Origin of the sequence: Enterobacter sp. 04-C-12-SI-ECC (assembly GCF_047530715.1) — a bacterium.
Lineage (GTDB): Bacteria > Pseudomonadota > Gammaproteobacteria > Enterobacterales > Enterobacteriaceae > Enterobacter > Enterobacter bugandensis.
In genome coordinates, this window is the sequence record NZ_JBLKDI010000005.1 from 165532 (window position 1) to 176793 (window position 11262).

At 55.0% G+C, this 11262-nt stretch carries 11 protein-coding genes; 6 read left to right on the plus strand and 5 right to left on the minus strand.

Going from position 1 to position 11262, the window contains the following annotated elements; all coding sequences use genetic code 11:
- Positions 1-10: 10 nt before the first annotated feature.
- A complete protein-coding gene (gene djlA, locus ACMWL8_RS10415) occupies positions 11-826 on the minus strand; it encodes a co-chaperone DjlA (RefSeq protein ID WP_028015483.1) in 816 nt (271 codons plus the stop codon).
- Positions 827-1065: 239 nt separating this feature from the next.
- Between djlA and lptD the strand changes: the two genes are divergently transcribed.
- Genes lptD through apaH form a run of 6 tightly spaced genes read left to right on the plus strand, consistent with a single transcriptional unit; the run spans position 1066 to position 7795 of the window.
- Positions 1066-3417, plus strand: coding sequence for an LPS assembly protein LptD (lptD, locus tag ACMWL8_RS10420; protein WP_045259438.1), 2352 nt, complete (start codon positions 1066-1068; stop codon positions 3415-3417).
- Positions 3418-3470: 53 nt separating this feature from the next.
- A complete protein-coding gene (surA, locus tag ACMWL8_RS10425; protein WP_045259437.1) occupies positions 3471-4757 on the plus strand; it encodes a peptidylprolyl isomerase SurA in 1287 nt (428 codons plus the stop codon).
- Entirely contained in the window at positions 4757-5743 is a 987-nt protein-coding gene (gene pdxA / locus ACMWL8_RS10430; protein WP_045259436.1) for a 4-hydroxythreonine-4-phosphate dehydrogenase PdxA, read from the plus strand. The genes surA and pdxA overlap by 1 nt, the downstream gene beginning before the upstream one ends.
- Complete coding sequence (gene rsmA, locus ACMWL8_RS10435; protein ID WP_028015479.1) at positions 5740-6561, plus strand: 16S rRNA (adenine(1518)-N(6)/adenine(1519)-N(6))-dimethyltransferase RsmA; 822 nt, start codon at positions 5740-5742, stop codon at positions 6559-6561. The genes pdxA and rsmA overlap by 4 nt, the downstream gene beginning before the upstream one ends.
- A 3-nt stretch (positions 6562-6564) precedes the next feature.
- The gene (gene apaG, locus ACMWL8_RS10440) at positions 6565-6942 is read left to right on the plus strand and encodes a Co2+/Mg2+ efflux protein ApaG (RefSeq protein WP_241276839.1); all 378 of its coding nucleotides are present in this window, start codon (positions 6565-6567) and stop codon (positions 6940-6942) included.
- 4 nt (positions 6943-6946) lie between these two features.
- Positions 6947-7795, plus strand: coding sequence for a bis(5'-nucleosyl)-tetraphosphatase (symmetrical) ApaH (gene apaH / locus ACMWL8_RS10445; protein ID WP_028015478.1), 849 nt, complete (start codon positions 6947-6949; stop codon positions 7793-7795).
- A 35-nt stretch (positions 7796-7830) separates the two neighbouring features.
- On the opposite strand, the gene folA is transcribed toward apaH, so the two are convergent.
- The 4 genes from folA to ACMWL8_RS10465 all read right to left on the minus strand — a co-directional run bounded on the left by folA (position 7831) and on the right by ACMWL8_RS10465 (position 11151).
- On the minus strand, positions 7831-8310 hold the full coding sequence (gene folA / locus ACMWL8_RS10450; RefSeq protein WP_006173915.1) for a type 3 dihydrofolate reductase: 480 nt from the start codon (positions 8308-8310) through the stop codon (positions 7831-7833).
- Positions 8311-8424: 114 nt separating this feature from the next.
- Positions 8425-10290: a glutathione-regulated potassium-efflux system protein KefC gene (kefC, locus tag ACMWL8_RS10455; RefSeq protein ID WP_045259435.1), complete on the minus strand. Its 1866-nt coding sequence runs from the start codon at positions 10288-10290 to the stop codon at positions 8425-8427.
- Entirely contained in the window at positions 10283-10813 is a 531-nt protein-coding gene (gene kefF / locus ACMWL8_RS10460; RefSeq protein WP_045259434.1) for a glutathione-regulated potassium-efflux system oxidoreductase KefF, read from the minus strand. The genes kefC and kefF overlap by 8 nt, the downstream gene beginning before the upstream one ends.
- A gap of 104 nt (positions 10814-10917) precedes the next feature.
- On the minus strand, positions 10918-11151 hold the full coding sequence (locus ACMWL8_RS10465) for a YgdI/YgdR family lipoprotein (RefSeq protein WP_003856439.1): 234 nt from the start codon (positions 11149-11151) through the stop codon (positions 10918-10920).
- Positions 11152-11262 lie beyond the last annotated feature (111 nt).

Sequence of the window (11262 nt, forward strand, 5' to 3'; positions counted from 1 at the left end):
GGGCTTTTTCTTATTTGAAACCTTTCTTCTCTTTAATGAGCTCGTACGCCTTCTGGATTTCCTGCGCTTTTTGCTTCGCCATCTCCATCATTTCCGGCGGTAAACCTTTCGCCACCAGCTTGTCAGGATGATGCTCGCTCATCAGCTTACGGTAGGCACGTTTAATCGTGGTTTGATCGTCCGTGGGCTTCACGCCAAGCACGTTGCAGGCATCTTCCAGCGTCGGGCCACGCTGCGCCTGCTGCCATGCACCGCCGGAAGACTGCTGGTGATAGCCGCCGCCAAACTGGGCGCCGCCCTGCATCATGCGCAGGAACTGGTCAAACTGCATACGGGAGATACCCAGTTCTTCCGCAATAACGTACAGGACATCGCGTTCATTGGGGTGAAGCGAGCCGTCGGCAAACGCCGCCTGGATTTGGATTTCCAGAAACATCCGAATTAAATCAAAACGTCCGAAGCAAATGCTACGGAACTGGCGCATCTTTTCACGCAGCGGATAGTTATCAGATTTACCGATGCGAAACGCATTCTGCGCCGCCAGGCGGGACTCACCATGCAGGTTCATGCGATCCATAAAAACGCTGGCAATCTGAATATCCGCTTCGGTCACGCGGCCTTTGGATTTGGTTAAGTGCCCCATGACCTCAAAGGTGGTGGAGAAAAAGAGCGACTGGCGCTCGCGCTGATTGGCAAACCAGGCCATTTTGCGGCTGCGTGCCTTATCAAACATATGGCCAATGATAAGCCCAAGCACAATTCCCCAGAACCCGGCACCCATGATGATGGCGAACGCAACGCCGATTATTTTACCCCAATACTGCATATACTCCCCGGATAGTCATATTCCCTGCCGACGCAACGTCATCATCACAGTGTTCAAGCCACGGTCAATTGAAGGACATCGCCTATAATTTGCTTTATCATACTCGTCATTCGATAGCGAGCCTAACACTCTGGCGCGCAAACGGGCAGGATTAACGCTGGTACTGCGCTGATGAGTAAGATAGTCTCTGAGCGTTTGTAAGCCGTAGCCACTGATGACGGAACAATAAAATATAACGTATGAAAAAACGTATCCCCACCCTCCTGGCCACAATGATTGGCTCCGCCCTGTACAGTCAACAGGGGCTGGCGGCCGATCTCGCCTCGCAGTGTATGCTTGGCGTCCCAAGTTATAATCGCCCACTGGTGGAGGGCGATACAAATAGCTTGCCGGTAACCATTACTGCCGATAGCTCCAAAGGTACTTATCCTGACAATGCCACGTTTACGGGCAATGTGGATATTAACCAGGGCAATAGCCGCCTGCAGGCTGATGAAGTGCAGTTGCACCAGAAGCAGCCGGAAGGCGCGGTCGAGCCGGTACGAACGGTGGATGCGCTGGGTAATGTGCACTATGACGACAATCAGGTCATCCTGAAAGGTCCGAAAGCCTGGTCAAACCTGAATACCAAAGATACTAACGTCTGGGAAGGTGATTACCAGATGGTGGGTCGCCAGGGACGCGGTAAAGCAGACCTGATGAAACAGCGCGGTGAAAACCGCTATACGATTCTGGAGAATGGCTCCTTTACATCATGTCTGCCAGGTTCAAATACCTGGAGCGTGGTCGGGAGCGAAGTTATCCATGACCGTGAAGAGCAGGTCGCAGAGATCTGGAACGCACGCTTTAAGCTGGGTCCGGTGCCGGTATTCTACAGCCCTTATCTCCAGCTTCCCGTGGGTGACAAGCGTCGCTCGGGCTTCCTGATCCCGAATGCCAAATACAGCACCACGAACTACTTTGAGTTCTACCTGCCGTATTACTGGAACATCGCGCCCAACATGGACGCCACGATCACGCCGCACTATATCCACAAGCGCGGCAACATCATGTGGGAAAACGAGTTCCGCTATCTGACTCAGGCCGGTGCTGGCCTGATGGAGCTGGATTATCTGCCGTCGGATAAGGTCTTCCAGGATGAGCACCCTACAGAAGGCGATAAACACCGCTGGCTATTCTACTGGCAGCATGCCGGAGTGATGGATCAGGTGTGGCGCTTTAACGTTGACTATACCAAAGTTAGCGACTCATCTTATTTTAACGACTTCTCGTCTAAATACGGTTCGAGCACGGATGGCTATGCCACGCAGAAGTTCAGCGTAGGCTATGCGGTGCAGAACTTTGATGCAACCGTCTCAACCAAACAGTTCCAGGTATTCTCTGACCAGTCCACGCCTACCTATGGTGCAGAGCCGCAGCTGGACGTTAACTGGTATCAGAATAATGTAGGTCCATTCGACACCCGGGTTTACGCTCAGGCGGTACATTTCGTGAACACGGATTCGGACATGCCGGAAGCTACGCGTGTTCACCTGGAGCCGACGATCAATCTGCCGTGGTCTAACGACTGGGCAAGCCTGAATACCGAAGCCAAGCTGATGGCGACCCACTATCAGCAAAAAAATGTTGATAATTACAACACCACGAACAATGCGCATCTGGAAGAGTCGGTTAACCGAACGCTCCCGCAGTTCAAAATGGACGGGAAGCTGATCTTCGAGCGTGATATGGGCCTGCTGGCGGATGGTTATACCCAGACGCTTGAGCCGCGTATGCAGTATTTGTACGTGCCGTATCGCGATCAGAGCAATATTCAAAACTACGACTCGTCTTTGCTGCAGTCTGACTACAGCGGCCTGTTCCGCGATCGTACTTACGGCGGTCTGGACCGTATCGCCTCCGCTAACCAGTTAACGACTGGCGTCACAACGCGCGTTTATGATGATGCCGCCGTTGAACGTTTTAACGTTTCTGTTGGTCAAATCTACTATTTCACCGAGTCTCGCACCGGCGATGACAACATTCAGTGGGAGAAAGACAACAAAACGGGATCGCTGGTATGGGCGGGAGATACGTACTGGCGCATGACTGACCGTTGGGGCCTGCGCGGTGGTGTGCAATATGACACTCGCCTCGATAATATCGCCACAAGCAGTGCCGCTATTGAGTACCGTCGCGATGAAGACCGCATGGTACAGTTGACGTATCGTTATGCCAGCCCGGAATATATTCAGGCAACATTGCCTTCTTATGCAGGCGCAGAACAGTATAAAGACGGCATCTCGCAGGTTGGTGGTGCAGCAAGCTGGCCTATCGCCGACCGCTGGTCAATCGTAGGCGCTTACTACTTTGACACTAATGCGAATAAGCCAGCGGACCAGATGGTAGGTCTGCAATATAACTCCTGCTGTTACGCGCTGCGCGTCGGTTACGAGCGTAAGCTGAACGGCTGGAACACTGTAAACAATCAGAGCAAATACGATAACGTGATTGGCTTTAATGTCGAACTGCGCGGCCTGAGCTCCAACTACGGCCTGGGTACGCATCAGATGCTGCGTTCGAACATTCTGCCGTACAGTAGTTCTTTGTAATGTGCTTGATTTACAACGTAATCCGCTTTGCGGTTAATTGAAATGGAAAAAGTATGAAGAACTGGAAAACGCTGCTGCTTGGTGTCGCTATGGTTGCGAATACCAGCTTCGCGGCCCCCCAGGTTGTTGATAAGGTCGCCGCTGTCGTTAACAACGGCGTCGTGCTCGAAAGTGACGTTGATGGTCTGATGAAATCCGTGAAGCTCAATTCGGGCGAAGCGGGTCAGCAACTTCCGGATGACGCCACGCTGCGCCACCAGATTCTGGAGCGTCTGATCATGGATCAGATTATCCTGCAGATGGGTCAGAAAATGGGCGTGAAGGTGACTGACGAGCAGCTCGATCAGGCTATCGCTAACATTGCAAAGCAGAACAACATGTCGCCGGACCAGATGCGCAGCCGTCTGGCCTATGACGGCATCAGCTACGCTACCTACCGTAACCAGATCCGTAAAGAGATGCTGATTTCAGAAGTGCGTAACAACGAAGTGCGTCGTCGCGTCACGATCCTGCCGCAGGAAGTGGATGCGCTGGCAAAACAGGTGGGCAACCAGAACGATGCGAGCACAGAGTTGAACCTGAGCCACATTCTGATCCCACTGCCAGAGAACCCAACGTCCGATCAGGCTGCGGAAGCAGAAAGTCAGGCACGTTCAATTGTCGACCAGGCGCGTAACGGCGGCGACTTTGGCAAGCTGGCTATCACCTACTCTGCTGACCAACAGGCCCTGAAAGGCGGCCAGATGGGCTGGGGACGTATCCAGGAGTTGCCATCTATCTTTGCTCAGGCGCTGAGCACGGCGAAGAAAGGCGATATCGTCGGTCCAATCCGTTCAGGGGTGGGCTTCCACATTCTGAAAGTGAACGATCTGCGCGGTCAGAGCCAGAATATCTCCGTGACTGAAGTTCACGCTCGCCACATTCTGCTGAAGCCGTCACCGATCATGACTGACGATCAGGCGCGTGCGAAGCTGGAGCAAATTGCCGTAGATATTAAGAGCGGTAAAACGTCGTTTGCCAATGCAGCGAAAGAGTTCTCTCAGGATCCTGGCTCTGCGAACCAGGGCGGCGATCTGGGCTGGGCGGCTGCGGACATTTACGATCCTGCCTTCCGCGATGCGCTGATGAAGCTGAATAAAGGCCAGATCAGTGCCCCGGTTCACTCTTCATTTGGCTGGCATCTCCTCGAGCTGATGGACACCCGCAACGTGGACAAAACGGATGCGGCGCAGAAAGACAGAGCCTACCGTATGCTGTTTAACCGTAAGTTCTCCGAAGAAGCGGCAACCTGGATGCAGGAACAGCGCGCCAGTGCTTACGTGAAAGTCCTGAGCAACTAATGAAACAGCATCGTGTTGTTATCACTCCCGGCGAACCAGCCGGGATTGGGCCTGACCTCGTTGTCCAGCTCGCCCAGCGCAGCTGGCCAGTAGAACTGGTTGTTTGCGCGGATGCAACACTGTTACAAGACCGGGCGAATCTGCTCGGTCTGCCCTTAACGCTCATCCCTTACGTTGAAGGCCAACAGCCCGCACCACAGCAGGCCGGTACGCTCACTCTTCTTTCTGTTCCCCTTCGTACTCCCGTTGTTCCAGGCCAGCTCAGCACGGAAAATGGCCACTACGTCGTGGAAACCCTTGCCCGCGCCTGCGACGGTTGCCTGAAGGGGGAATTTGCCGCTCTGATCACCGGCCCCGTGCATAAGGGCGTCATCAACGAAGCGGGCATACCGTTTACCGGGCATACCGAGTTTTTCGAAGAGCGCTCGCACAGCCCGAAAGTGGTGATGATGCTGGCGACGGAAGCGATGCGCGTTGCTCTCGTGACCACCCATCTACCGATCAAGGCCATTCCTGATGCCATCACCCCGGAACTGCTGCGGGAGATCATCGGGATCCTGCATCACGATCTGCAGACAAAATTCGGGATCCCGCAGCCGCATGTGCTGGTCTGCGGCCTGAATCCGCACGCGGGTGAAGGGGGTCACATGGGCACCGAAGAGATCGACACCATTATTCCGGTGCTTGAAGAAATGCGCGCCAAAGGGATGAATCTCAGCGGGCCGCTGCCTGCGGACACCCTATTCCAGCCAAAATACCTGGATAATGCCGACGCCGTCCTCGCGATGTACCACGATCAGGGTCTGCCCGTGCTAAAATACCAGGGCTTTGGCCGCGGGGTGAATATCACCCTCGGTTTACCCTTTATTCGAACGTCCGTTGACCACGGCACTGCGCTGGATCTGGCAGGCCACGGGAAAGCGGATGTCGGCAGTTTTATTACGGCGCTTAATCTCGCCATCAAAATGATTGTTAATACTCAATGACTAATCGAGTCCATCAGGGCCACTTAGCCCGTAAACGCTTCGGGCAAAACTTTCTCAACGATCAGTTCGTGATCGACAGCATCGTCTCTGCTATTAATCCGCAGAAGGGTCAGGCTATGGTCGAAATCGGCCCGGGCCTTGCCGCACTGACCGAGCCAGTAGGCGAACGCCTCGACGAACTGACCGTTATCGAACTGGACCGTGACCTGGCCGCACGCCTGCAAACGCACCCGTTCCTCGGACCAAAGCTGACCATCTATCAGCAGGATGCCATGACCATGAACTTTGGCGAACTGTCGGAAAAAATGGGCCAGCCGCTGCGCGTGTTCGGCAACCTGCCGTATAACATCTCCACGCCGCTAATGTTCCACCTCTTTAGCTATACTGATGCCATTGCCGACATGCACTTCATGTTGCAAAAAGAGGTTGTTAACCGTCTGGTTGCAGGGCCGAACAGTAAAGCGTATGGTCGTTTAAGCGTGATGGCACAATATTACTGCAACGTGATCCCGGTACTCGAAGTACCGCCATCAGCGTTCACGCCGCCACCGAAAGTAGATTCTGCGGTTGTGCGCCTTGTGCCGCACAAAACGAAACCGTATCCGGTTAAAGATCTGCGTGTACTGAGCCGCATCACCACGGAAGCCTTTAACCAGCGCCGTAAAACGATCCGTAACAGCCTCAGCAATTCGTTTACCGTTGAGGTGTTAGCAGAGCTGGGGATCGACCCGGCAATGCGTGCGGAAAACATTTCCGTAGAGCAGTACTGCAAGCTGGCTAATTACATCAGCGAAAATGCGCCGCCGAAGGAGAGTTAAGCCATGATTGATTCGCCCCGCGTATGTGTCCATGTACAAAGCGTCTATGTTGAATCGCAATCCTCGCCGGATGAAGAGCGTTTTGTCTTTGCTTACACCGTGACCATTCGCAATCTGGGGCGGATGCCTGTGCAGCTGCGCGGGCGCTACTGGCTTATCACCAACGGCAATGGCCGCGAAATTGAAGTTCAGGGTGAAGGTGTGGTCGGTGAACAGCCCCACATCGCCCCTGGCGAAGAGTATCAGTACACCAGCGGCGCGGTAATTGAAACGCCGCTGGGTACCATGCAAGGCCATTATGAAATGGTCGACGTCGATGGCAATGTGTTCCACGTTGCTATTCCTGTGTTCCGTCTCGCCGTAACCACACTCATTCATTAATCTAATGTCTACATATCTGATTGGCGACGTTCACGGTTGCTACGATGAACTGATCGCATTGTTAAAACAGGTCGACTTTACGCCAGGACAGGACACGCTCTGGCTGACGGGCGATTTAGTCGCGCGTGGCCCGGGCTCGCTTGAGGTTTTACGTTTCGTCAAATCTCTGGGCGACAGCGTGCGCATGGTGCTGGGCAATCACGATCTTCACCTGTTGGCCGTCTTTGCCGGGATCAGCCGCAACAAACCTAAAGATCGTCTCTCTCCCCTGCTGGATGCGCCAGACGCGGACGAACTGATTAACTGGCTGCGCCGCCAGCCTTTACTGCAGGTCGATGAGGAGAAAAAGCTGGTCATGGCTCATGCCGGGATCACCCCGCAATGGGATCTTGAGACGGCTAAAACCTGCGCGCGTGACGTTGAGGCGGTGCTGGCGAGCGACTCGTACCCCTTCTTCCTTGATGCCATGTACGGCGATATGCCGAATCACTGGAGCGAGGATCTCAGCGGTCTGGCCCGCCTGCGCTTTATTACCAACGCTTTTACGCGCATGCGTTTCTGCTTCCCGAACGGGCAGCTGGACATGTATTCCAAAGAGACGCCGGAAAGCGCGCCTGCCCCGCTCAAACCGTGGTTTGCCATTCCTGGACCCGTGACAAGCGAGTACAACGTCGTCTTTGGCCACTGGGCTGCGCTGGAAGGAAAAGGCACGCCGGACGGGATCTACGGTCTGGATACCGGATGCTGCTGGGGCGGAGAGTTGACCTGCTTACGCTGGGAAGATAAAACTTACTTTGTTCAGCCGTCCAACCGACAGCTGGACTTAGGGGAAAGTGAGGCCGTTGCCTCCTGAATCATTCCCTCTCCCGGGCGGGAGAGGGACATCACTTAACGACGTTCCAGAATCTCGAAGCAGTAGCTGTGGGAGTTCTGTGCATCCGCGTCGTGGAACTCGCTGAATACCGATTCCCACTCGTCCGGATCGTAATCCGGGAAATGGGTGTCCCCTTCCACTTCCGCATCAATGTGGGTCAGATACAGCTTCTGCGCTTTTGGCAGGAACTGCTCATACACACGGCCGCCGCCGATCACCATGATCTCTTCGGCGTCACCGCAGGCGGCAATCGCTTCATCAACGGACTTAACCCATTCGACGCGATCGTCAGTGCCCGGCTGGCTACTAATAACGATATTCTTACGGCCCGGCAATGGACGACCAATCGACTCCCAGGTCAGGCGGCCCATCACTACCGGCTTGTTTAACGTAGTACGTTTAAACCATGCGAGATCGGCAGGCAGGTTCCACGGCATGGCATTTTCCATACCGATAACGCGGTCCACTGCCAGCGCTGCAATCAGACTGATCATTGAAAATTTCCCGGATGCAAAAAATTGCCGCCACTATACGGAAAGCTTAATCTTTCGTCGACTGGCGGCAGAGTAAAGATACAGAAATTTTTTATTATTGCTGGCAACTCCACTTCACGCGGAAGGTTTACTCTCGGGCTCGTCAGCCGGATCGCCGGTATGCTTGCCCTCTTCCGTGCCCTGCCAGCCATGACGTTGGATCAGCGACAGGTGATTGCGATCCTCGTTAATGATTTCTGTCAGCATGGCGCTGGTGCGTTTAAACACCGCCGCACGCTCCGTGGCCGTACTGCCGGCCATCGCCGCCATCTCTTCCACCATCCCGGTGTTAAAGCGGCGGAACAGGTCCGCACGTTCGCGCGCTTCATACGCGCCGAGCCCCAGATTCTCCAGCGCCAGGCGGCCAGACTTCAGCGCGCCTTCGAACGTTTCACGCTCCGGCGCCTCTACGCCCGCCTGACGCAGCCGGATGTAATGATCCACATCGCGCGCGCGGGAGATAATGGTCAGCCCCGGAAAATGCTCTTTTACCAGCTCCACCATCTGCATGCTGGTCTCAGGATCGTCAATGGCGTTAATCAATACCTCGGCTTTTGCCGCCCCGGCGGATTCCAGCAGATCGACGCGAGTCGCATCGCCGTAAAACACCTTCATATCAAATTTACGCAGGGTATCGACATGGTCAGGATCGTGATCGAGAATCACCATTTTCACCCCGCTTGACAGCAGTAAACGCCCGACGATCTGCCCGTAGCGACCAAATCCGGCGATGATGACGCGCGGCTGCTCCTCATCGATCTCGTCGGCTTCGCGCTCCTGCTCGCTGCCTGATTTTTCCAGACGCGTCAGCACCACCAGTAGAACAGGCGTTGCCGCCATCGACAGCGCGACTGCCAGCGTCAGCGCTTTCGCCCACTCGGGATCGAGCACGTTTGCCATCTGCGCGGCACCAAAGACCACGAATGCAAATTCGCTCCCCTGACCCAGCAGTACGGCAAACCAGCGGCGCTGCTTGTTCGGCACCTTCAATGGACGCGCAATCAGCCACAGCATCGCCATTTTAATGATCAGGAAACCGACGAGCAGGATGACGATCCGCAGCGGGTGCGTGACCAGCGTGCCGAAGTCTACGGACATCCCCACGCCGATGAAAAACAGCCCCAGCAGCAGCCCTTTGAACGGCTCAATATCGCTTTCCAGCGCGTGACGATATTCAGAGCTCGCCAGCAGAACGCCTGCGAGGAACGCCCCCATCGCCATCGACAGCCCGGCTTCCTCCAGCAGCAAACCAAAGCCAAACACCAGGAACAGCGCCACGGCGCTGAACACTTCGCGCAGGCCTGAACGGGCAACAAACCGCAGTAACGGGCGGGTCACGTAGCGGCCAAGCAGGACCACCAGCGCCAGCGCCCCCACGACTTTTAATGCCGACAGCGCAAACGCCCCCAGCGTCGTGGACGAGCCGCTTGCCGCCAGCAGCGGGATCATCGCCACCAGCGGAATAGCGGCGATATCCTGGAACAGCAGCACCGAGAACGCGCTGCGTCCCATCTGCGAGACCGTCAGATTTCGCTCGTTCATCGCCTGCATGGCGATGGCCGTCGAGGAGAGCGCCAGCGTCATGCCGATAAGCTCCGCCACTTTCCAGTCCATGCCCAACAGGATGCAGAACCCACCGAGCAGCAGGCCGCAGGCCACCATCTGCAGCGCGCCTCCGCCAAATACCGAGGCGCGAAGTTTCCATAACCTCTGCGGATCCAGCTCCAGACCAATCACAAACAGCATCAGCACGACGCCAATTTCAGCGAAATGGAGGATCGCCTCCGCATCCGTTACCAGTCGAAAGCCCCAGGGCCCAATGACGCAGCCCGCAATCAGGTAGCCGAGAACCGACCCCAGCCCCAGACGTACCGCCACCGGCACAATCAGCGCCGCCGCGCCGAGATAAATCAGCGCCTGTATCAGCGTATGGCTATCCATGATGCGTCTCCTGCCACTCAAGCAAGCGTTGTTTATAATGGCGAGCCTGCGCCTGCAGCGTTTCATCGTCGCAAACAAAGGTGCAATGCATCGCAAAAGGCGGGAGCCAGTTCAGCCCGCAGTAAAGCGCCGTAGCCTGCAGCGGCTGCGCCAGGACGTCAAACCCCGGGAAGGCACCAATATCAAAGTGGCTTTCCCCACCGCCGGTGGTAACCGCCCACATCAAGCTTTTGCCTTTTAGCGCATGGCCGTTGTGGCCGTAAGCCCAGCCGTGGGAGAAGACTTTATCGATCCACAGCTTCAGGAGCGGCGGCGTACTGTACCACTGCATAGGATGTTGCCAGATAATCAGATCGGCACGGGTGAGCGCCTCCTGTTCGGCGGCGATATCGATATTAAAATCGGGATAGAGTTGATAGAGGGAACGTATCTCTACGTTTTCGAGCGTCCTTGCCTGCTCAAGCATCCGCTTATTCGCATGCGAGTGCTGCGGATAAGGGTGCGCATAAATTATCAGAATCATTGAATAGCCTGTTGTTTTACTGCCTTCTTTTACCAGAAGAGTGTAGACAGTAATTCAACAGGCTAATAGTGAATATTATTGACGGGCTACGTCAGAAAACTGAATTAGTTATCCAGCTCGCCCATGGATTTCACCTGGTCGCGATTAATCTGTTCAGTTTGACCGGTTTCGGCGTTTTTGTACGACACCAGGCCGGTATCGTCATCCACCTGCGGTTTCCCGTCAGTCACGATGGTTTTACCATCTGTGGTTTTTACGGCCTGATTGGACGAACAGCCCGCGACGGTAAACATTGCGGTGGCAGCCAGAACGGAAGCGATCAGTAATTTATTTTGCATGGTGTTTTCCCCTGCTCTCAGTTGAATTTTCGTTATCGACCTAACTATTTTAGGCTAACTGACTGAAAGCGGATGAAAAACCAGAAGGTTCTTAAGATGGGAAAATTGCCC

Coding starts and splice junctions, on each gene's coding strand:
- rsmA (WP_028015479.1), top strand. CDS start 5,740: ATGACTAATCGAGTCCATCAGGGCCACTTAGCCCGTAAACGCTTCGGG.
- folA (WP_006173915.1), bottom strand. CDS start 8,310: ATGATCAGTCTGATTGCAGCGCTGGCAGTGGACCGCGTTATCGGTATG.
- kefC (WP_045259435.1), bottom strand. CDS start 10,290: ATGGATAGCCATACGCTGATACAGGCGCTGATTTATCTCGGCGCGGCG.
- lptD (WP_045259438.1), top strand. CDS start 1,066: ATGAAAAAACGTATCCCCACCCTCCTGGCCACAATGATTGGCTCCGCC.
- apaG (WP_241276839.1), top strand. CDS start 6,565: ATGATTGATTCGCCCCGCGTATGTGTCCATGTACAAAGCGTCTATGTT.
- djlA (WP_028015483.1), bottom strand. CDS start 826: ATGCAGTATTGGGGTAAAATAATCGGCGTTGCGTTCGCCATCATCATG.
- kefF (WP_045259434.1), bottom strand. CDS start 10,813: ATGATTCTGATAATTTATGCGCACCCTTATCCGCAGCACTCGCATGCG.
- ACMWL8_RS10465 (WP_003856439.1), bottom strand. CDS start 11,151: ATGCAAAATAAATTACTGATCGCTTCCGTTCTGGCTGCCACCGCAATG.
- surA (WP_045259437.1), top strand. CDS start 3,471: ATGAAGAACTGGAAAACGCTGCTGCTTGGTGTCGCTATGGTTGCGAAT.
- apaH (WP_028015478.1), top strand. CDS start 6,947: ATGTCTACATATCTGATTGGCGACGTTCACGGTTGCTACGATGAACTG.
- pdxA (WP_045259436.1), top strand. CDS start 4,757: ATGAAACAGCATCGTGTTGTTATCACTCCCGGCGAACCAGCCGGGATT.